19 protein-coding genes are annotated in these 22450 nt (G+C 53.1%); 6 read left to right on the forward strand and 13 right to left on the reverse strand.

Annotated elements, in window-relative coordinates; genetic code table 11:
- Positions 1-19: 19 nt before the first annotated feature.
- The 5 genes from PKH29_00890 to PKH29_00910 are packed head-to-tail and all read right to left on the reverse strand — an operon-like array spanning position 20 to position 4942.
- The gene (locus PKH29_00890; protein HNX13391.1) at positions 20-1021 is read right to left on the reverse strand and encodes a deoxyguanosinetriphosphate triphosphohydrolase; all 1002 of its coding nucleotides are present in this window, start codon (positions 1019-1021) and stop codon (positions 20-22) included.
- Positions 1022-1044: 23 nt separating this feature from the next.
- Positions 1045-1620, reverse strand: a complete 576-nt coding sequence (locus PKH29_00895; GenBank protein ID HNX13392.1) for a GNAT family protein — start codon at positions 1618-1620, stop codon at positions 1045-1047.
- 33 nt (positions 1621-1653) lie between these two features.
- Positions 1654-2928 carry a DNA recombination protein RmuC gene (rmuC, locus tag PKH29_00900; protein ID HNX13393.1) on the reverse strand — a complete coding sequence of 425 codons (1275 nt, stop codon included), beginning with the start codon at positions 2926-2928 and terminating at the stop codon, positions 1654-1656.
- A 24-nt stretch (positions 2929-2952) separates the two neighbouring features.
- Entirely contained in the window at positions 2953-3645 is a 693-nt protein-coding gene (locus PKH29_00905; protein ID HNX13394.1) for a metallophosphoesterase, read from the reverse strand.
- Positions 3646-3664: 19 nt separating this feature from the next.
- On the reverse strand, positions 3665-4942 hold the full coding sequence (locus PKH29_00910) for an O-acetylhomoserine aminocarboxypropyltransferase/cysteine synthase (protein HNX13395.1): 1278 nt from the start codon (positions 4940-4942) through the stop codon (positions 3665-3667).
- Positions 4943-5102: 160 nt separating this feature from the next.
- Here PKH29_00910 and PKH29_00915 point away from each other — a divergent pair, with 160 nt between their 5' ends.
- The 6 genes from PKH29_00915 (at position 5103) to PKH29_00940 (ending at position 13944) form a co-directional block, all read left to right on the forward strand.
- The gene (locus PKH29_00915) at positions 5103-6491 is read left to right on the forward strand and encodes a D-alanyl-D-alanine carboxypeptidase family protein (GenBank protein ID HNX13396.1); all 1389 of its coding nucleotides are present in this window, start codon (positions 5103-5105) and stop codon (positions 6489-6491) included.
- Positions 6492-6682: 191 nt separating this feature from the next.
- A complete protein-coding gene (locus PKH29_00920; GenBank protein HNX13397.1) occupies positions 6683-7642 on the forward strand; it encodes a ribose-phosphate pyrophosphokinase in 960 nt (319 codons plus the stop codon).
- A gap of 161 nt (positions 7643-7803) precedes the next feature.
- A complete protein-coding gene (gene pth, locus PKH29_00925; protein ID HNX13398.1) occupies positions 7804-8421 on the forward strand; it encodes an aminoacyl-tRNA hydrolase in 618 nt (205 codons plus the stop codon).
- On the forward strand, positions 8418-11873 hold the full coding sequence (gene mfd / locus PKH29_00930; GenBank protein ID HNX13399.1) for a transcription-repair coupling factor: 3456 nt from the start codon (positions 8418-8420) through the stop codon (positions 11871-11873). The genes pth and mfd overlap by 4 nt, the downstream gene beginning before the upstream one ends.
- Positions 11874-11947: 74 nt before the next feature.
- The gene (locus tag PKH29_00935) at positions 11948-13252 is read left to right on the forward strand and encodes a MurT ligase domain-containing protein (GenBank protein ID HNX13400.1); all 1305 of its coding nucleotides are present in this window, start codon (positions 11948-11950) and stop codon (positions 13250-13252) included.
- Complete coding sequence (locus PKH29_00940; GenBank protein HNX13401.1) at positions 13249-13944, forward strand: hypothetical protein; 696 nt, start codon at positions 13249-13251, stop codon at positions 13942-13944. Before PKH29_00935 ends, PKH29_00940 begins: the two co-directional genes overlap by 4 nt.
- 185 nt (positions 13945-14129) lie before the next feature.
- On the opposite strand, the gene PKH29_00945 is transcribed toward PKH29_00940, so the two are convergent.
- The 8 genes from PKH29_00945 to PKH29_00980 all read right to left on the reverse strand — a co-directional run bounded on the left by PKH29_00945 (position 14130) and on the right by PKH29_00980 (position 22406).
- Positions 14130-14984 (reverse strand): ABC transporter permease, encoded by an 855-nt coding sequence (locus tag PKH29_00945; GenBank protein ID HNX13402.1) that lies wholly within the window; start codon positions 14982-14984, stop codon positions 14130-14132.
- Positions 14981-15895 carry an ABC transporter ATP-binding protein gene (locus PKH29_00950; protein HNX13403.1) on the reverse strand — a complete coding sequence of 305 codons (915 nt, stop codon included), beginning with the start codon at positions 15893-15895 and terminating at the stop codon, positions 14981-14983. Before PKH29_00950 ends, PKH29_00945 begins: the two co-directional genes overlap by 4 nt.
- A gap of 211 nt (positions 15896-16106) precedes the next feature.
- Positions 16107-17192: a uroporphyrinogen decarboxylase family protein gene (locus PKH29_00955; GenBank protein ID HNX13404.1), complete on the reverse strand. Its 1086-nt coding sequence runs from the start codon at positions 17190-17192 to the stop codon at positions 16107-16109.
- 235 nt (positions 17193-17427) lie between these two features.
- The gene (gene mnmA / locus PKH29_00960; protein HNX13405.1) at positions 17428-18420 is read right to left on the reverse strand and encodes a tRNA 2-thiouridine(34) synthase MnmA; all 993 of its coding nucleotides are present in this window, start codon (positions 18418-18420) and stop codon (positions 17428-17430) included.
- Complete coding sequence (gene nifU / locus PKH29_00965) at positions 18413-18835, reverse strand: Fe-S cluster assembly scaffold protein NifU (GenBank protein HNX13406.1); 423 nt, start codon at positions 18833-18835, stop codon at positions 18413-18415. Before nifU ends, mnmA begins: the two co-directional genes overlap by 8 nt.
- 9 nt (positions 18836-18844) lie before the next feature.
- Positions 18845-20017, reverse strand: coding sequence for a cysteine desulfurase NifS (nifS, locus tag PKH29_00970; protein HNX13407.1), 1173 nt, complete (start codon positions 20015-20017; stop codon positions 18845-18847).
- Between the two features lie 114 nt (positions 20018-20131).
- The gene (gene pfkA, locus PKH29_00975) at positions 20132-21115 is read right to left on the reverse strand and encodes a 6-phosphofructokinase (protein HNX13408.1); all 984 of its coding nucleotides are present in this window, start codon (positions 21113-21115) and stop codon (positions 20132-20134) included.
- Positions 21116-21158: 43 nt separating this feature from the next.
- On the reverse strand, positions 21159-22406 hold the full coding sequence (locus PKH29_00980) for a 6-phosphofructokinase (protein ID HNX13409.1): 1248 nt from the start codon (positions 22404-22406) through the stop codon (positions 21159-21161).
- Positions 22407-22450 lie beyond the last annotated feature (44 nt).

Here is a 22450-nt window from a genome sequence, read left to right on the forward strand (position 1 = left end):
CTGCATTCTCACCGAACTTCTATCTTCCCCATCCCCTCGGAACAAAAACCTCCTCAAACACACTAACCGCATACCGGTCGGTCATTCCCGCGATATAATCCACGACCGACTGCGACACATGCTCCCGGTCGACCGGCGCGCGTTTGGTGAGTTCCTCTGGGTTTTCATAAAAATATTCGTATAAAGTTTCGATCATCTCTTTGGCTTTACTTTCTTCACTCTTCGCTTTGGGATTGGTGTAAACCCGTTCAAACATGAATTCATGCAATTTATCGAAATACCTGTTCAATTCTGAACCGGGGCCGGGGTCTTCACAGTCAACGCCGTGTTTGATCACTCCCGCGACAAGCGTTGTGATCCGGGCGCTTTTGGTCGGCCCGAGCACATCCCGAATTTCAATGGGGACATCTTCCTGCTTAATAATTTCGGCACGAACCGCGTCCTCGATATCGTGGTTGACATAGGCGATCCGGTCAGCAATGCGCACCAACCGACCTTCGAGGCAAACCGACCATTTTCCTGCGGTGTGATTGATAATCCCGTCAACAACCTCGGCGGTCAGATTCAAGCCTTTTCCGTCTTTTTCAAGACATTGCAGCACCCGGACGCTGTGCTCATAATGCCGGAAAACCCCCTCATCCTTAAGCACTTTGCTCAATGCTGATTCTCCTGCGTGCCCGAACGGCGTATGCCCGACGTCGTGGCCCATCGCAATGGCCTCGGTCAGGTTTTCGTTCAGCGACATGGCGCGCGCCATCGTGCGGGCGATCATTGCGACTTGAATCGTGTGGGTCATCCGGGTGGTGTAGTGGTCGCCGCGCGGTGATAAAAACACCTGCGTCTTCTGTTTGAGACGAGAAAACGAGGAACTGTGCACAATCCGGTCGGTGTCTCTTTGAAAGTCCGTCCGGTAATCGCAGGGTTTTTCGTTGTGCTGCCGCCCTTTGCTTTGATCGGCAAATGAGGCGTTCGGAGCCAATATTAAATGTTCTTTTTGCTCCAGTTCTTCTCTGATCGTCAACAAAAACGCCTCCTTTTTTTGATTTAATGTATATCCTGCGGTGTCAAAGAAAAGATGACCATCGACTTGAACCCGCTGATTCCGTTTTTATAATGACAGAAATTGCGTAAAACGCCTTCTTTGACAAATCCGGCTTTCTCACATGCGCGCACTGACGGGATGTTTTCGGGCATGATCAGTGCCTGTACCCGCACGATGCCCATATTCTGTACCGTATACCGCCCGACAGCACGGATGGATTCGCTGGCATATCCCTTGTTCTGATATTTGGGTGAGATTTCATACCCGATATCCGCCTTACGACCGCTGATATCATCACATTGCGGGTCGAACATGTATATCCCGCCGATCACCTTTTTTTCGGCCTTCAGTTCGATTGCCCATCGGATAAACCGCTTGGACTCATACGCTTCATTGCGCCAGATTTCGACCATTGCTTTCACTTCTTCATAATCCTGCGGAAAACCGTCCGTATAAGTGAATGCATCTTTATACGCTGCGTATTCGTAAATATCGTTCGCATCCCGCATTTCAAGCCGTCTCAGAACAAGCCGCTCGGTCTCAATGACCGGAAAATTCTCAAATGCGTCGAGATACATATTGTTTCCTTTCGTTCTGCCGACGGAGTGCCGTTAATTATCGTCCTCCGCATCTTCGCTTCCGGCTGCCTCCAGTTCAAGCACCTGCGCTGCTTCCGGCCCGTCCAGCTGCTCCACATCACGCAGTTTACGCCGCATGGCGTTGGTGCGCTTTCCGACGAGATCCTCGAGTTCATTGTTGGCTTGTTCGAGCTTCTTCTGGGTCGCCGCAAGGGTGTCCGCAAACTTGCCGAATTCGGTCTTGACCGCGCCGAGCACTTTCCACACGTCGCCGCTGCGCTTTTGGATCGCAAATGACCGGAACGCCATCTGCAGGCTGTTGAGCAGCGCTGCCATCGTGCTCGGTCCGGCGATCATCACGCGGTAGTCATGCTGTAAAGTCTCAATCATACCGCGGTTGACAGCTTCTGCGTATAAGCCCTCAAACGGCAGAAACATCACGCCGTAATCGGTGGTCTGCGGCGGGCATATGTATTTATCGTGAATGCCTTTAGCTTCGGATTTCAGCGTGTTGCACAATGTTTTTGCGGCAGCTTCCACGGCATCTTTATCACCGCTGTCATAGGCGTCGCGCAAAGCGGCATATGTATCACCCGGAAATTTGGAGTCAATCGGAAGCCAGACCGGCGCGCCGCCTTCGGCCGGCAGTTTGACCGCGTATTCGACGTGGTCGCGGCTGCCCGGCTTTGTCGTGACTTCGTGTTCATATTGTTCGGCGCTTAAAAATTCGCCGATGATCGCTCCAAGCTGTACTTCGCCGAGCACGCCGCGCGTCTTTACGTTGGAGAGCACCTTTTTCAAATCGCCGACGCCGTTAGCGAGCGACTGCATCTCTCCGAGGCCTTTGCTGACCTGTTCGAGCCGCTCGCTGACCAGTTTGAATGACTGCCCCAGACGTTCTTCGAGGGTCTTCTGCAGCTTCTCATCGACGGTCTGGCGCATCTGCTCGAGTTTCATTTCGTTCCGGTCGGAGAGCAGCTTCATCCGGTCGTCCATGCGCAGCAGCGATTCGTTGACCGCCTTTTGCAGCGTGTCCTGGCTGTTTTTCAGTTGCGAAGTCAGCTCAATCAGACGCTTGTCCTGGATGTCCGAAGCAGCCCTTTGCGACTGCATCAGCGCACCCGTCACACCCTCCATCCCAGCGCGCATCGCTGCGGTGTTCTCGGTGCGGTTGCGCGAGAGCTCGTCTGCCAGCATTTTCTGCTGTTTTTCGGAGTTGTTGCGCACAAACGAAAAAATCATCAGTGCGGCGACGATAATCCCCGCAAGATTGATTCCGATTAAAATGAGGAGTTGTCCGGTTGTCATGGTTCCCTCCGTCTCTGTTTTTTCCTATTTCTTTTCCCTCGTCTTCAACGGCGGCGGATTCAATGCGAACACGTCCTTGAAAACAGCGGTGCATTTATAAGTGATCTTGCGGTCGCGGTGCAGCCGCCCGAAAATCCACATGGCATATTTCGTCTTTTTACCGATTTCATCGAGATAAATCTGCAAAGCGTCGCAGTCGACATATCCGGCCTCCATCGAAGCCAGCATCGCCGCCGAGGGCTGATGGGTCAAAATGTAATCGACCTGCCAGCTGTACTTTTCGAGATTTTTGCGTCCGAATTCGAAGTCCAACTCATTAGGCAGTTCTTCGGCATGCCAGGTGCCGCATTTTTGCTTGCTTTCGATATCTTCGCTCTTGGCGCCTCCGAAGGCAAAAATCTTCTTGCCCTCGATTTCGAAGACGCTTCCGCGCCGCAGCATCCGCAGATTTCCGCTGATCACGGCTGCTTCCCCGCTGCGGTATTCATCAAGCGGGTATTTCATCAATAATTCATGGTTCTCATTCGCGCCGTCGATAAAGCAGATGTCAAACTTGTTCTTTCCGATCTTTTTTAACAGTTTTTCCTCGGCTTTGTCACCCTTCCAAATAAAGCCGAAATCCCCGGCAATCAGCAGCGTGTCACCTTTTTTCAGCCCTTTAAAAGAGTTCTTCAGCTTTTTCATATCTCCGTGCATATCGCCGGTCACATAAATCATACGTTACATACCTCCACGCTCACAGAACCGAGAGCGCCTGTTCCAAATCGGCCACAAGATCGGCCGGATCCTCGATGCCGACCGAAAACCGGACGGTTCCCTCGCTGATACCGGCCGCCGCGAGTTGCTTCGCGTCGAGCTGCGCGTGGGTAGTCGAAGCCGAGTGGTTGACCATCGACCGGCTGTCGCAGACGTTGGAGACGTTTGCGAACACCTTGAGCCGATCCATGAATTCGGCACACTTGATGCGGTCTCCGCCGAGTTCGCAGGCAAATACAGCACCGCAGCCGCGCGGCAGATATTTTTTACAGACTCTCAGGTATTTCGAGCTCGGCAGCGTCGGATAACTGACGTTCCTGACTTTCGGGTGAGCAAGCAGATACTGCGCGACGATCTCGCCATTCTCGCAGTGTTTTTTCATGCGCAGCGATAACGTCTCAAGTCCGATCAGCATCAAATAGGCGGTATTTGCGGACATGCAGCCGCCGATGTCGCGCAGGTATTTGCTGCGCAGGCGGGCGCAGAACGGCGTTTTGGCGAAGTCCTTGGCGAAAACGACGCCGTGATAGGATATGTCCGGCTCCGCAAACTGGCGATATCTCGGATTATTCAAATAATCGAATTTTCCGCTCTCGATAACAACGCCGCCCATCGCGGTGCCGTGCCCGCAGATATATTTCGTGGCAGAGTGGACAACGACATCGGCGCCGAATTCGAACGGGCGGCAAAGATAAGGCGTCGTAAACGTGGAATCGACCACGACGAGCACGCCGTGCCGATGTGCGATTTCGCAGATCGGCGCGATATCGGCGACGGCTGCGCCGGGATTGCTGACGGTTTCGAAGAAAAATAATTTCGTTCGGTCTGTGATGGATTCTTCCCAGGCGAGCAAATTGTCCCCGTCGATAAAATTGGCCTTGACGCCGAACTGCGCGTAGGTTTGGCCAAGCATGTTAACCGCCCCGCCGTAGATTTTACGGGCTGCAACGATCTCGTCGCCGCACTCGCAGAGATTTGCGACCAGAGAGAAGATGGCGTTGTGGCCCGAGGAAAACGCGACCGCGCCGGTACCGCCCTCCAGCAGCGCCATGCGGTCTTCGAAAATCCGAACCGTGGGATTTGAGATGCGTGAATAGATGTCGCCGTCCTCTTTGAGGCCGAACAACGCCGCAGCCCGCTCAGTGGTGCCGAAATCATAGGCGTTTGTCTGATAAATCGGAGGAATCATCGAAAAATTGTTTTCTTTCGGATCGTATCCGCCGTGTATTGCGATGGTGTCAAAACCCGGATCTTTCATATTGAGTTTCTTCCTTCGTGAGAAATTTGAAATTTAAGCTTTTCTTTTGTGTCGCAATTTGTTATAATCAAATAGTAAGAGCCGTACATATCCAAAAAGATGAAAATACGGTACTATTATAACATTTCGCAAGGCGATATTCAACAGGAGGTGAGGGGCTATGCGCAAATTCAAGCGCGCCGCCGCTGTTTTTGCTGTGTTGTTAATCCTCTCGGGAGCTTTTCTATTTCCGGCGTCCGCCGAAGGGGTCTACGCTCCGAACGGGGAACCGCAGGCGGAGTCGGTATACATCGTCAACGAGGACACCGGTCTCGTGATGTACGATAAGAACGGGGAGGAGCGCCTTTATCCCGCTTCTCTGACCAAAATCATGTCGGCCATCGTCATTCTCGAAACTGTCCAAGATCTCGACGGCACTGTCGGAACCATGACAAGCGAGCTGCTCGCGATGATTCAGGGCTCCGGCAGCGTCGTTTTAAATTTGGTCGAAGGCGAACAGATCACAATGCGCCAGATGTTATATGCGATGCTTCTCGCGAGCGACGGAGACGCGGCCCTTTTGGCTGCAGCGACGACAAGCGGAAGCGTTGCGGCATTTGTTGCCGCCATGAACGCAAAAGCCGCTGCGCTCGGCTGCACCAACACCAACTTCACCAATCCGCACGGCCTTCATGACGACAATCACTACTCCTGCGCCAAAGACCTCTATCTGATGGCCAAAGAGGCGCTGAAGTATCCGGTATTCAGTGAGATCATCAATTCAACCCGCTATACGATCCCCGCAACGAACAAAAACGGCCCCCGTACGGTCGTCACCACCAATATGATGCTCAGCTATAACCTCGGCGGAGCGCTGTATTACGAACCCGCGCGCGGCATCAAGACCGGCTTCACTACGCCTGCCGGCCCCTGCCTTGCCTCAATCGCCGAAAAAGACGGCCAGCGCTATGTCATCATCATGCTGAAATCGACGCTTCCCGGCGCGGACGGTGCCGTCGATCGCTACGGTGCGTTCAAGACGACCAAAACGCTGTATGACTGGCTATTCTCAACTTATTCGCTTCAGACACTGCTGACCCGGACTACGGTTGTCAAGAGCATCCCCGTCAATTACGGAGACAGCGTAGACGAAGTGGGACTGGTTCCGTCGCAGGAATTTGTGACCATGGTTCCGAAAAATACCGACTTGAGTTCCATCGTCGTCAAATTCGACGACGCCTTAAAAGACAAAACCGTCGACGCCCCGGTCGAAGCCGGAGCGGTTATCGGCAGCGCGGAGCTGCTGATCGGGGATAAATCACTCGGCACGGTACAGCTTGTCGCGGCCAACGCGGTCGCGCGCAACGAATTGTCCTATATCCTTGCCCAAATCGGTAAGTTCTTCTCCTCCGACATCATGATCATCATCGCCTGTATTCTGGCAATTCTGATCATCGGCTATATCGTTTTGAATGTCGTTTATAACCGCAAAAAGAAATCGCATTATTCTTCGCACAAACCCGCCAAGCGCTCCCGCTCCCGCTCGCGCAACCGCAACATCTTCCGCTGAGCCGAATATAATGATCAAATTATAAGGTGATTTATGGACCGAAAACAGTGCACAGGTCAAACCGCAAATCCGAAATGAAAGTGTCGCTTACTTTTTTTATTCGGGTCTTGCGCTTTGCCCGCACCATAAAAAACGGTCTTACAGATTCCTTGACAGACAGATAAGAAGGAAAGAAACGGAGGAATGTGAAAATGCTGGTACATGGAAAGGACATCAAGATTTTCTGCGGAAATTCAACCCCGGAGGTCGCCTCCCAGATTGCCCGTCAACTGGGTACCGATGTCGGAAAGGCCGATGTCGGGACATTTTCGGACGGTGAAATCTCGGTCTCGATCAAAGAGACCGTACGCGGCTCGGATGTTTTTGTGATCCAATCCACCTGCAATCCGGTCAACAATAATCTGATGGAACTCCTGATCATGATCGACGCGTTCAAGCGCGCGTCGGCAGCCCGCATCACGGCGGTCATCCCCTATTTCGGTTACGCCAGGCAGGACCGCAAAGCCCACGCGCGCGACCCGATCTCAGCCAAACTCGTCGCCGATCTGATCACCGCGGCCGGCGCAAACCGCGTTCTCACAATGGATCTTCACGCTCCCCAGATACAGGGCTTTTTCAACATCCCCCTCGACCATCTGTTGGGTGTCCCGCTATTGACGCCCTTTTTCAAGAAAATCCACGAACAGGACCTTTGCGATGTCGTGGTGGTTTCGCCGGACCTCGGTTCTGTCACACGCGCAAGACAATTTGCCGAGCGTTTGGGTACGCCGCTCGCCATTGTGGATAAACGACGTCAGATGGCAAATGTCTGCGAGGTGATGAATATCATCGGCGAAGTGCAGGATAAAAAGGTTATCATTGTCGACGATATGGTCGATACCGCCGGAACCTTATGCAACGCGGCCAAAGCCGTCATCGAGATGGGCGGCGCAGCGGAGGTCTGTGCCTGTGCCACCCACGGCGTACTATCCGGAAGCGCGCTTGAGCGCATCGAGGCGAGCCCGCTCAAGGAACTCGTTTTGCTCGATACGGTCCCGATCAGTCCGGAGAAGCAGAGCCCGAAAATCACGATTTTGCCGATCGCGCCGGTTTTTGCCGAGGCCATCCTGCGCATCTACAACGACCGCCCCGTTTCACCGTTATTTGATTAAACGCATCTGTTTGAAATTATTCGTAACTTTATAACGGTTTTACGGAGACGCAGAAACTTTACACTTTTAATTTTACGCTTTATACGAAAATGACTTGTCATTGTACACTTTTAAATGTTAACTGTTAACTTACGGAAGTGATTAAAGAAGGAGTTTTGCCTTTGGGTATCTTTTTAAAAAAAGCCGAACTGTTTTTAATTGTAGGCCTCGGAAATCCGGGGGATCAATACCGCAGCACCCGGCATAACGCCGGGTTTCTTGCTGCCGATTTTATTGCGCAAAAGCAAAACGCCAAATTTAAAAAACGATTTCAGTCAGAATTTGCCGAAGTGAAATTCAGCGGTAAAAAGTGTTATCTGCAAAAGCCTTTGACCTTTATGAACAACAGCGGCCTTGCGGTTCGCGATGCTTGTAACTTTTACCGCATCCCGGTCAAAAATGTGATCGTGATGCACGATGATATCACGCTTGAGCCGGGTCGGTTCAAATTTAAGACGGGGGGCAGCGATGGCGGCCACAACGGTCTTTCCAGCATCATCACCAATCTCGGTGAATGGGACTTCCAGCACATCAAACTCGGCATCGGAGCCAAGACCGTCAAAGAAATGCCTCTGTATGACTATGTTCTCCAGACCATGCCGGACGCGGACAGAAAAGCGCTTGAGGGACTTTTCGAAGATATCTGCGGCTGCATTGAGCTGATTGTCGCGGGCGAGCTTGAAAAGGCGAAAGCGGCATATAATCACCGCTCGGAAAACGAACCGAAAGAGGATCAATGAAAGGGATTTTGCAACACCTCTCGGAGCTGTCGGGCATCACCCGGATCAAAACCTCGGCGGCAAAACACAAGGCGTGCGCAATCACCGGCTGCACGCCGTCTTTTCGCGCTGCGGTGCTTGCGGCAACCTGTGAAGAATTAAACCGCCCCGCGCTGGTGGTCTGCCCGTCGGAAGGCGAGGCCGAAAAATTCGCAGCCGATCTGCGCCAGTTTACAGACGGCGTGTTTGTTTTGCCCGCCAGAGAATTGATTTTAACCGCGTCGGGCGTCAGCTCACACGAATATGAACGCGAGGCCCTCGGCGTGCTCGACGCCGCGCGCTGCAAAAAAGTGAAAGCCGTCATCGGCACCGCCGAGGCGTTTACACGTTATACCGTCTCGCCCGAGGTGCTTGCAGGACGACTGATCGAACTCAAAACCGGCATGACCATCGCGCCGAACGACCTCGTACAGAGCTTACTCAAAGCTGGATATGTCCGAGTCGATCCGGTCGAAGCCAAGGGCCAGTTTTGTCTGCGCGGCGGCATCGCCGACGTCTATCCGTCCAACAGCGAAAACCCCCTTCGCATCGAGTTTTTCGGCGACGAGATCGAGCGTATGGCCTTTTTCGATGCCGACAGCCAGCGCCGCACTTCCAAGGCCGATAAAATGCACATCGTCCCGGCGGGTGAGATTTTCCCAGACGACCCCGAACAATTTCAAAAAGACCTCGGGCATTTCTGCACAGGTTTGCATACCAAAAACGCTGGCGATTACCGCAGCAAGGCCGAATCCGATCTGACCGCCCTGCGGGAAGGCCGCCGTATCAACTTTGACCGCTATTACAATTTAGTCCATAAAAAACCCGCCACAATCTTTGACTATCTGCAAAACCCTGTCTGCGCCGTCTTTGATTTCGCGCGCACCGCAGAAGCCGGAAACGGCTTTGAAAAGCGGTGGCTCGGTGAGCTCTCCGCCGCGCTGGAAGAGGGTTTCTGCGCCAAGGGTGTTGATGAATTTTACGAGAGTTTAGATGTTTTGTTTTCGCGTGTAACCGGGAGCGGCGGCCTGTTTTTCGACAACTTTGCCAAGACCGCGCTGTCAAGCCGCGTGCAGGATATCGTCACGTTTGACTGCCGCGTCAACGCCGTCTGGAACGGCTCTCCCGACACCCTGCACGAATGGCTCTCCGATGTCTCGGCGGGCAATTTTACGCCGGTTATTTTGGTTCCGACCAAACGCGCTGCCAAAGCCCTGATCGACGATCTGACCAACTCAGGAAAACCCTGTGTTTTATACGGTCTCGACGAACCGTTCACCGGAAATACAGCCCATATTGCGGTCGGCGCTCTGTCCGGCGGTTTCGAGCTGCCCGAGCTCAAATTCTCGTTGTTGACCTCGACCCCGCCCCGCGCTGTCAAAACCACGGTCAAGCGCGCCAATGCCATCGGATCAATCTCGGAGCTCAAGCCCGGCTGCTACGTCGTCCATCAGGCGCACGGCATCGGCCTTTATAACGGTGTCGAGACCATCACGGCGGCGGGTGCGACCAAGGACTACTTAAAAATCTCCTATTCCGGCACCGACGTGCTCTATTTGCCCGTGACCCAACTGGATATGCTCTCAAAATACATCGGCCCCGACGACAACGGGCAGGTGAAATTAAATAAACTCGGAAGCGCCGAATGGCAGCGCACCCGAAGCAAGGTCAAGGCCGCCGTACGCGATATGGCCGACGAGCTGATCGCGCTCTATTCCAAGCGCAAAAGCATTCAAGGCCACGCTTTCTCATCAGACACCCCATGGCAGGAAGAATTTGAACAGCGTTTTGAATACGACGAGACCGCCGACCAACTGCGCTGCGTCGAGGAGATCAAAGCTGATATGGAACAACCCGTTCCGATGGACCGGCTCTTGTGCGGAGATGTCGGATTCGGCAAGACTGAAGTGGCTTTGCGCGCCGTGTTCAAGTGCGTCATGGATGGCAAGCAAGCCGCGATTTTAGCCCCGACCACGATTTTGGCATGGCAGCACTATGAGACCTTATGCCGCCGCATGAGCGGTTTCGGCATCGAAATGGGGCTGCTCTCGCGTTTTGTCACGCCCAAACAGGCCTCGTCGACCAAGTCAAAACTCCGTACCGGCGGCATTGACGTGGTTGTCGGGACCCATAGCATCTTACAAAAAGACATCGCTTTCAAAGACCTCGGTCTGATTGTCGTCGACGAGGAACAGCGTTTCGGCGTCTCCCAAAAAGAGACCCTGAAGACCAAATTTCCCGTGGTCGATGTGCTGACCTTGTCGGCAACCCCGATTCCGCGCACGATGAATATGGCCATCAGCGGCATCCGTGACATGTCGATGATCGACGAAGCCCCGATTGACCGCCACCCCGTGCGCACTTTCGTCGCCGAATATGATCTGCATATGTTGGCCGACGCCATCCGCCGTGAGCAGCGGCGCGGCGGCCAGGTCTTTTGGCTGCATAACCGCATCGAGGACATCTCCTATGTCGCCGCGAAACTGCAGACCCTGATACCCGAAGTTCGTATCGTCTGCGCCCACGGCCAGATGGATAAAGAGGAGCTCTCGGGCATCTGGCGCAGGATGATGGACGGCGAGATCGACGTATTGGTCTGCACGACGATCATCGAATCCGGCATTGACCTGCCGAACGTCAATACCCTGATCATCGAAAATGCCGATAAGATGGGGCTTTCACAGCTGCACCAAATCCGGGGCCGCGTGGGGCGCAGTTCCCGCCGCGCTTATGCCTACTTAACTTACCGCCCCGAAAAAGCGCTCTCGGAAATTGCCCAAAAGCGCTTGGAGGCCATCAACGAATTCACCGAATTCGGCGCGGGCTACGCCATCGCCGTCCGCGATATGGAAATCCGAGGTGCGGGCGATCTGCTCGGCGCGCGCCAGCACGGACATATGGCTTCCGTCGGCTACGATATGTACCTCAAACTCCTCGCCGAAGCGGTCGCCGAGGCCAAAGGCGAAAAGCCGCAGGTGCAGAATTCGCCCTGCCTTATCGACCTTCCCATCGACGCCTTCATCCCGCCGGCCTACATCAAAGAGCCCGGCCAGCGGCTTGATATCTACCGCAAAATTGCCGCTGCCGGCAACAAAAACGCCGAGTCCGAAGTTCTTGCCGAATTGCGGGATCGTTTCGGCGAGCCGCCGGTGCAGGTCTCCCGTCTGCTTGAAGTCGCCCGTCTGCGCAACCGCGCCACGGCCTGCGGAGTCACGGAGCTTTCCAAGCGCGGCGACGGTTTGGTGTTTTATATGAACAACCCAGAGCGCTCCTGCCTGCCCGAGATGACCAAGAAGCTGCGTGGCCGCGTGATGATGAACGCAAACGGCGCAAGGCCGCATGTCTATGTCAAACTGCTCAAAGACGACCCTGCGGTTCTGGCCGCCCGCGTACTCGAATTTTTATCCGGCTCGAAAATTGACTCCGCAATGTAGAAGTGGTACAATATACGGCAACGCTCAAAAAGCGTAAGGACAGATAAAAATATCCGTCCCTGGGAGGTCGGAACTTGTTTACTTTTGCAATATTGGTCGGCAAAATCGCCGCTTTCTTATTGGGTTTAATCGGACGCGGAAGCGACCTTCCCGGCAGGGTCGCTTTAAAACTTTGCCCGAAATTGCTCGGCAGATTTAAGCGTAAAGCCAAAATCATCGCGGTTACCGGAAGCAACGGCAAAACCACCACCGCCGGCATGATCGCACAGGCGCTTGCTGCCTGCGGCAAGACCGTCAAGACCAACCCGATCGGCTCGAATATGACCGGCGGCGTCGCGACTGTCATGCTCAAAGCGTCTGACTTACGCGGCCATATCAACTGCGATTTTTTGGTGCTTGAAACCGATGAGCGCTGGTCGCGGTTGATTTTTGCCGACTTCAAACCCGATTACATGCTGGTCACAAACCTGTTTCGCGACCAAATCACCCGCAATAACAACGTCGACTTTATTTTTAACATATTAAATGATGTCATCACCCCCGAGATGACCCTGATTTTGAACGCCATGGACCCGATCAGCGTCCGACTCGGCAAAGATTGCCGCAAGGTCTATTTCGGCTGCGACGAGGGCGAACTCACACACCCGAAACCCATTTCGATCACCCACGACTGCAAGGTCTGCCCGATCTGCAAACATCGGCTCTCCTACAAATTTTACCTCAACAACCATATCGGAAAATACCGGTGCGATAATTGCGAATTCACCGCACCGTGTCCGAGTTATTTGTTGACCGATGCCGACCTCGGCAGAGGCACCGCCAAAATCAACGGTCTGGATATCAAACTCGAAGCCCCGACCGCTTACGGATTTATGAACCTGGCCGCCGCAGCCGCCGTCTGCACCGAAGCCGGTCTGCCGTTTTGGTCGGTCGTTGCGGCGCTCAATCAAATTAAGACCAATAAAACCCGAATCGACCGTTTTAAAATCGGTGAACGCGAAGGCGTTATGATCTTGTCAAAGAATCAAAACCCCGTCTCGTTCGATTTATCGATTTCCGAAGTGCTTCGCATCCCGGGCGAAAAGACCGTCGTCGCCTACATCAACAACATCAACCATACCAATCACCGCGACACCACCTGGCTGTGGGACATCGCGGTTGAACGTCTTGCGGGCAATGTCAGAAACGTGATCTGCGCAGGCCCGAGGGCGTATGACCTCGCGGTTCGGCTCAAATATGCGGGCTTTGACATGGACACTGTGCTGATCGAACCGGACAACTCCGGCATCAAAGCAGCCGTGTCCAAAACTAAAGGGACGCTCTGCATTTTGACCGAACTGTACGACGCAAAAACCATTATGGAGGCGACCGGAAGATGAAACTGCTTCGGCTTTACGACGACCTGCTCGACCTCTACGGCGACGGCGGCAACTTCACTGTGATTAAAAAACGGCTTGAAGCAGCCGGATATGAGCTGACTGCGGAATGCCGCACGGTCGGTGAACCTTTCGACCTGACGCAATACGACTTTGTCTACATCTCCCCCGGTCTGCCAAAAAACCTCGCCGTCGCCGCTGCCGATCTGGTGCCGCGCAGCGAAAACCTGTTTGACGCCATCGAAAAAGGCGTGGTGTTTTTAGCGACCGGCAACGCCCCCGCGTTGTTTTCCGAAGAATTTATATTGGACGACGGCGAAAAAGTCAAGGGCTGCGGCCTGTTCCCGGTCAAGCATGCCTTCGGCAAAAAGATCACAATCCGTGACCTGGTAGGCATCACTGAAAGCGGACTCCAAATCACGGGCTTTTTAAACAGTACCGACACCCGCCATGGCGAATATGAAACCCCGTTCGTCCGTATCACAGGCAGCGGGAAGCAACCGTATGATAAAACCACGGACGGCGCGCGCAAAAAGAACCTTTTCGCCACCGAGCTGCTCGGCCCGGTGCTCGTTCGCAACCCCGACCTTCTGCGCGAACTGTTGAATCTGATCGCAGGTGAGCCGCTCCCGCCCTACGACGATTCCCTCGAAACCGAAGCCGCAAAGCGCATTTTAAAAGAGCTTATGGCTTAAATAACGAAGGGGGAGATGCCCACATCCCGCCGCATATGAAGACAATATTGTAATTCGTTTATATAATTTAATTCTTCTATGGAATTAAATTTGACGCACGGCGGAATAATGAGGGCGTTCTCTCAGGACGTCCCGCCCCATAATAAACAAAAGGCCCCTTTTCGGAGCCTTTTTTATATGCGCAACTATCTTTTCTTTCTTGAGATATTCCAAAGTGCCAAACCGTAAAACAAGACAGCGCTTCCGATTAAAATCAGAATGCTTGTCGTCACCGAAACCGCAGCGTCGCCGAACTTGAATGTCACGCCCATCATCTGTTTAAATCCTTCGATCGTCTCCGCAGGCGCACCGTCAAATGTGGCAGCCAACGGCGCTTCCATCATCGCCTGCCGGAATAACGCGGCCGCATGCGAAGGTGGGAAGCATTTGATCACCCACTGAACGCCTTCTGGCAACTGTCCGATCGGCAGATAAATGCCTGTCAAAAAGCCGATCATGGTTCCGATCACGGTGCTTGCGGTGCCGAAAGCGTTATTGCTCTTAAAAAACGAGACGAGCAGCAGCACCATTGACGCATTGGTCGTCGTGGAAAGCACCACCAGCCCGAGCACTTTAAAAAGCGCCGTAAACCCCATGAATTCGCCGCCGCTCAGGATGATGTATACCTCAGCCAGCACTACGGTGACCAGGCTCATGATGATGCCGATGACGATGGAACTGAAAATATATCCGCCGACAATCTTGCTGCTTTTAATCGGCGAGACTGTGAAATCTTTGATAATTTTTTTCGATTTATCATCAACCATTGTGCCGAACGCGCCCATCGTCGTTGTGACCGAGGTAACCGCGAGCAGGCCTGCCATGATCCAGGAATTCATTAAAAATTCCGCACCCGGGGCGTTATCCATACTTTTGACCCAGACGTCGCCCAAAAACAGCGCATACAGCCCGATGATGATGAACACGGCGAGCAGAGAAAAAAACACCGAAGCCCTGTCTTTGAAAAACACTTTAAGATTTCTGACGGTAAATCCGCTCATTGCCTGATCTCCTTTCCCGTGACGGCGATAAACGCGTCGTCCATCGTGCCCTTCAAAACTTCAAATCCCGAGATCATGTACCGGCAGGATTCGAGAATCGGCAGCGCGTCCATCGTAGCCGGGAGTTCTGCCTGGACGGTGTCAGCGGAAATTTTATAAGAAACACCCATCTCTTTGAGCTTTTCGGCGACCGCCTGCGTGTCCTTACAGGTCAAAACGAGCCGGTCTTTCGAATATTTTTCTTTCAGCTCGGCAGGGGTTCCCTTTGCCGAGATTTCGCCGTTGTCGATGATGATCACATAATCGGCTCCGGCGGCTTCCTCCATGTAATGTGTGGTCATAAAAACGGTCATGCCGCTCTCTTTTTGTATCTTCGTGACCGTCTCCCAGACGCTTTTGCGGGTCTGCGGGTCAAGCCCCGTGGTCGGTTCATCCAGAAACAGAATTTTCGGCGTGTTGATCAATGCCCGCGCGATGTCGCAGCGCCTGCGCTGCCCACCCGAGAGCTTGCCATAAGGCCGTTTAAGCAGTTCTGTGACCCCGGTGATCTCGGCCGTGCGTTTGACCGCGGCAGAAAGCGCCTTGCCTTTGAGCCCGTATAAGCTGCCGCGGCATTTCAAATTCTCTTCAATCGTCAGCAGCTGGTCGAGCAGGCCGTCCTGAAACACCGCACCGATCTCGTTTCTGATGGTTCGGTCGTCTTTGCCGACTGTGCGGCCGTCGACGGTCACCGCGCCCTCGTCCTGTTTTAAAAACGTGCAGATAACGTCGATGGTGGTAGATTTTCCTGCGCCGTTCGGGCCGAGAAAAGCAAACAATTTGCCCTTTTCCACATAAAAATCGATCCCTTTGACCGCATGCACCTCTCCGTATGACTTATGTAACCCCTTAACTTCGATAATCTTTTCCAATATTACGCCCCCCATTGTAGGGACGACCCCATGTGGTCGCCCGTCTTTCAAGATGCCTGATGTTTCGGTTTGAATTCCTAATTATGAACTTCCGGCGTCACGCACCGTGTTAAAAGAATACCAAATAATTGGGTAGCACGCTATCAACACAGCTTTTAAATACCGCAACCGGCGGTTGCACTTTCTAATTCTAAACTCTTAATACTGAATTTTAATATGTTCCGAGTTCAATTCCCTTTTTTATAAAATATTTATAGTTCTCCATATCGACGGTTTTCGGTACCGAATGGTCGGTGTGCAGCACATAGCCGTATTTGCCCTTGACAATCGGGATTTTCTTTTCAAGTTCCGCGTCAATCTGGGCGCGGTCGTTAGAGCAGAGTGCCCGGGCGTCGATGCCGCCCATCAATGCGATCTTGTCGCCGTAGTTTTGATAAATGCGCAGTAAATCCATACCGGCTTTGACTTCCATCGCCTGCAATAAATTCATCCCCGCTTTAATCATACCCGGAATCAGCGGTTCGACAAATCCGCAGGAATGCACCATCACCGGCAGTCCGATGGAGTGCGCATAGTCAAACGTATACACATGAGACGGATAAATGAATTGATCGTACATCGCCGGAGACATAAACGGCGCACCCTTGTAGCCCATATCTTCGTAATACCAGATGCCGTCGGGTTTTCCCTCGCGTTCAAAAAGCATTTTTTGCAGTTCCACCGTCAGCCACGCAAAGGTCTTGCTCATATCCATAATCCATTCGGGGTCGTAGATCATCGCGGCAAGCATCTCTTCGTGCCCCGCGACCGGGTGCATGCACTCAAAGACGTTGACGCCCGACCATACCAAAAACTTATTGTGTTCCGCGGCATATTGCTTATCCTTATGGTAGGCTTCAAAGTTAATGCGCTTTTCAAACAGCGACCGGTCAAGCAGAAGCGGTTTAATCTTTTCCTCCCATTTTTCCCGGCTGTCGATTTCGTAGCGCACATGCTCCGGGGTGGAGTCGTGTTTTTTATGGCGGCGCAGCACGGCCCAGTTGCCGTCGAGCTTGGTTACGGTATCCTCGTCTTCTTTTACAACGACCGGTTCAAAATCGACACGGGCGACCATTTTAAACGGCCAGCATTCCAACAAATCGAAGTTGAATTCCTTGTTCATATCAGACCCGCAGCCCTGATTTTCCATCCATTCTTTTTGAGTGTCGCCCCAAAAATGCTCAAAAAGCCCGATCCGATCCACCGGCTGGTGATTTAAAATACGTGAAATGCGTTCTTTCCCTGTCAGTTCCGTCATTACAATTCCATCCTTTCGCAAAGGCGATAAATGTTATTAGATTTCGGTCGCAAATATTTTTAAACCCGATCTTTTACATGATACCATCTGTATATACCTCTGTCAAATGTATTATGGTAAAAAATAAAAGCGTTTTGCACAAGCAGAGCGCTTTACCTTAACATTGCTTTTTCCTGTTTATTAAAATCTTCTCGCCGCAGCGGTACCTTACCTCTTCACTCTTCACTATTACTTCTTACTTCAAAATAACCCCTCCGCCGATGACCAGTTCGCCCTCATATACCACCGCGCTCTGCCCCGGCGCAACGGCTCTGGCGGGCTGCTCGAATAATACCCTGTCCCCTTCAATCTTCGCTCCGACCGCTCTCGCCGCCGAACGGATCTTTACACCATATACTTTTTCGCCTTCCGGAATTCTGTGCCAAATGCAATCCGATAAAACAGCGGTATCCGAATATTCATCCCCGCCCCACGCCAAAAAGACCCGGCGGGTTTCGTGTTCGATTCTTTTCACAAACACCGGTTTTCCGAACGCGCCGACGCCCTTGCGCTGGCCGATCGTAAAATTGTAAATCCCCTCGTGCCTGCCGCATACATGGCCGTCCGGTGAGACCAAATCTCCCGGTAATATCCCGAGCTTTTCACGCAAAAATGCGGCGTAATCGGCATCGGGCAGAAAACAATTCTCGCTGCTGTCGGGCGCGTCGTGGCAGTCCAGCCCGTTCTCTTTGGCGATTTTCCGCACTTCGCCCTTATCATGAACGTCTCCGAGCGGCATCAACAGGCGGTTTACGGCATCGTCTTCAAGCCGGTAAAGCATATAGCTCTGGTCACGTTTCTCGCAGACGGCTTTTCGAATCAATCCGTCTTGGGTTCGTGCGTAATGTCCGGTTGCGATGTATTGATATCCGTTTTGATCGGCACATGCGAGCAGCTGCCTGAATTTGATTGCCGGGTTGCAGCGCACGCAGGGATTCGGCGTACGCCCCTCTGCATATTCATTGATAAAATACGATATGATGGTCTCTCCGAATTCTTTTCGCGCGTCAACGGTGTATAACGGAATTCCGAGTTGTTTCGCGGCTTTTTCGGCTTTCTCAATGCCATTTTCGTGCTGTTTCGACATGATCATATAGATCCCGCCGACTCTGTACCCCTTATTTTTCAGCATCAAAGCACAGACGCCGGAATCGACGCCGCCGGATAAGGCGACCAAAATGCTATTCATGGCACCCTTCGCAGTCGATGATCCTGCCGACAATCGGTTCCGGATCGATGCCTTTCTTTCGGTAATAATCGGCAAGCGCCGTCTTGATGGCCTGCTCAGCCAGTACCGAGCAGTGAATCTTCGCAGGCGGCAATCCCTCCAGCGCTTCTACGACCGCTTTATTGGTCAGCTTGAGCGCGTCATCGATGGATTTTCCTTTGATCAACTCTGTCGCCATCGAACTCGTCGCAATCGCCGCGCCGCAGCCGAATGTCTTGAATTTGACGTCGGTGATGATGCCGTTGTCGATTTTTAAAAACATCTTCATGATGTCGCCGCAGCGGGCATTTCCGACTTCACCGACACCGTCGGCATTTTCAATCTCGCCGACATTGCGCGGATTCATAAAATGATCCATCACTTTTTGGGTATACATATAAACCTCCTAAATACGTCCGGCCCAAATCGGGCTCATTGCGCGCAGTTTCTGCACAATCGGCGGCACGGTTTTCAGGATATAATCCACGTCCGCTTCGGTATTGTACCGTCCGAGTGACAGCCGCAGTGAACCGTGTGCGATCTCATGCGGCAATCCGATCGACAACAATACATGGCTCGGGTCGAGCGACCGGCTGGTGCAGGCCGACCCCGACGAGGCGCAGATACCGTTCATATCCATCCAAAGCAGCAGCGATTCGCCTTCGACGCCCTCAAACGAAATATTGGCGTTGCCCGGCGCCCGCTGCGTCCGGCTGCCGTTTAACCTTGTTGCCGGCAGCGCAAGCAGCCCATCGATCAGCTCGTCCCGAAGTTTGGCAATCCGTATGCTTTCCTCGGGCAGATGTTCAACCGCTTCGGTGATCGCCGCGCCGAGTCCTACGATACCCGGGATATTCTCGGTTCCGGCGCGTTTACCGTTCTCCTGCTGCCCTCCGCTGATGAGCGACATGATCCGAACGCCTTTTTTGATATACAATGCGCCGACGCCTTTCGGGCCGTGAAACTTATGTGCCGACAATGACAGCATGTCCGCGCCGAGTGCCTTGACGTCAACCGGGATATGCCCGACCGCCTGTACCGCATCGGTATGAAATAATACGCCTTTTTGAGCGCATACAGCGGCAATTTCCGAGATCGGATTGATCGTTCCGATTTCATTGTTGACTGCCATCACGGTGACCAGCGCGGTGTCCTCACGAATCGCCGCCGCAATCGCTTCGGGCGTGATAATGCCCTCGCTTGTCGGCTTGATGAGCGTCGGTTCAAATCCCTGCGCTTTAAGCGCCTCGAGTGTATTCAACACCGCGTGATGCTCGTATTCGGTCGAGACGATGTGTTTCTTGCCTGTCTTGGCCTTTTGAAACGCCGCGCCCTTGATCGCCCAGTTGTCACTCTCGGAGCCGCCGCCGGTGAAATAAATCTCACTCGGATCGGCGTGAATCGCCTTTGCAACCTGTTCGCGGGCCGCGGTCAGCGCCTTTTCGCTCTCATACCCCAAGCTGTAAATCGACGACGCGTTGCCGTATTTTTCACAAAAATACGGTTTCATCGCCTCAAAAACCGATTCCGACACACAGGACGTCGCCGCGTTGTCGGCATATACGATTGCTCTTTCCATCTTTATCGAGCATTCCTTTCCGAAAAACAGATGACGGCACGAAAAACGTACCGCCATCTATGATACACCGAATTCGTATGTTTTACAACATCGAAATCATTTAATTCAGAAAACTCACAGCGAAATCCGCTTGTTGAGCTCATATAGTTCTTTGTCGAACGGTTTTGTCATTTTCAACGCTTCGGCGATATCAAAGTCGACGATTTGGCCGTTTTTTTGCACAACCACGCGGTTGCCGATGCCTTTGGCAAGCAGGTCGACTGCATGGACACCCATCATCGTGGCAATCACGCGATCTTTTGCCGACGGCGAACCGCCGCGCTGGACATACCCGAGCACGGTCGCGCGGGTCACGACCCCGGTCGCGTTTTCGATGTCTTTGACCAGCTGCGCCACGCCGCCGGGATAATCGATGCCTTCCGCAGCGATGATGATGAAGTGTTTTTTACCCGCCCGGCTCATCTTCTGCATCGGTTCGACGACGTCTTTTTGAAGGTCGATCGGAATTTCGGGCACCAGGATTGCCATTGCGCCGCTTGCGACGCCCGCGTGCAGCGCAAGGTATCCGCAGTCGCGTCCCATGACCTCAATCAACGAACAGCGGTCATGCGAGTGCGAGGTATCACGCACTTTGTCGACCGCGTCAATGATGGTGTTCAGCGCCGTATCGACTCCTATGGTATAGTCGGATGCGCTGATGTCGTTGTCAATGGTGCCGGGAATGCCGACACAAGGAATGCCCTTTAGGGACAACGCGCTCGCGCCGCGGAAACTCCCGTCTCCGCCGATGACGACGATGCCCTGGAGACCGAATTGCTTGCAGTTTCGGATGGCGCGTTCCAGACCCTCGGGGGTTTGGAATTCGGGGCTGCGGGCGGAATACAGAATTGTCCCGCCTCTGTGCAGGATCTCCGAAACGCTTCGGATCTCCATCTGCTGAAAATCGCCGTGAATCAGTCCCTCATAACCGCGGTTGATGCCAAAGACCTCCATGCCGCTGCTGATGGCGGAACGCACAACCGCGCGCACTGCGCAGTTCATGCCCGAAGCGTCTCCGCCGCTGGTCAATACGCCGATGGTTTTGATTTCGCTCACAATAATCGCCTCCGTTTGGGTCTCTCGTATAAGGTTATTCCGGTTTTTATTTGACAAGCACTTTCTTCAGTTTCACAAACCGCGGCAAACTGTTCTCAAAAGGCAGTTTGGTCTGTCCCTGAACGAGCGGCAGCGCGTAGTCGATGAATTTTTTGTTCAGTCCGTCGCCGGTTTTGTTGATCCAGTCGAGCGGAATCTTTTTCTCGGCGTTGGCGACGACGGTCAGATCGAACAATTTGATCTTGCACTGATATTTGCCGTCTTTATACACCCGCTCGAAACCGACCATCTTGTCGGTCACGCCTTTGACGGCGTTTGTGACGGCGGCTTTACCCGCTTTGAACGCCTCGTCGATGTCGGTCTGGGAGGCGCAGTGCGCCGCGCAGCGCTGCAGAAGCGAAAGCTCGATGCCGCGTACCTTTGCGCCGGTGGCATTTTTCACGGTGTCCGCGAGGAAGGAAGCGAGGCCTCCGAGCTGCGCATGGCCGAAGCTGTCCTTTGTCTTGGTCAGGTCGGCGCCGTATTCGGAGATATATTTCCCGTCTTTGTCTTTAATACCCTCGGATACGACGACGAGGCATTTTTTTGTCTTCTCATAAATGGTCTTGACTTTAGCGACAAAGCTGTCCAGATCGAACGGCACTTCGGGCAGATAAATCAGATCGGGCCCGCAGCCCTTTTCGACGGCAAGCGCGGCGCTCGCGGTCAGCCAGCCGGCGTTACGGCCCATAGCTTCGACGATTGTGACCATTCCCGTGTCATAGACATGCGCGTCGTGGTAGACCTCCATGACCGAAGTGGCGATGTACTTGGCGGCGGAGCCGTAACCGGGACAGTGGTCGGTGCCGTCGAGGTCGTTGTCGATGGTCTTCGGAATACCCATCACGCGGCATTCGTAGCCGTTGGCAAGGCAGTATTTCGAAATTTTATTGCAGGTGTCCATCGAGTCGTTGCCGCCGTTATAGAAGAAATAGCGGACGTCGTACTTTTTGAACACTTCGAGAATGCGTTTATAATCGCTGTCGTCAACCGACGGGTCCTTGAGCTTATAGCGGCAGGAGCCGAGTGCCGACGAGGGCGTATATTTCATATATTCCAATTCTTTGGGATCCTCTTTGCCCATATCCATGAGCTTTCCGTCCAATACGCCTTTGATGCCGTTGCAGGCACCGTAGACCTTGGTGATGGCTTCGCTCTCGAGCGCGGTTTTGATTGCGCCGTAAGCGCTTGCGTTGATCACGGAACTCGGACCGCCCGATTGACCGATAATACATGCTCCTTTTAATACTGACATCTGATTCATACCCTTCGTTTATTGGTTTGTTATGTGAGAACATC

The sequence above is a fragment of the Oscillospiraceae bacterium genome, from assembly GCA_035353335.1.
In the GTDB taxonomy this organism is placed as follows: Bacteria; Bacillota; Clostridia; order Oscillospirales; family JAKOTC01; genus DAOPZJ01.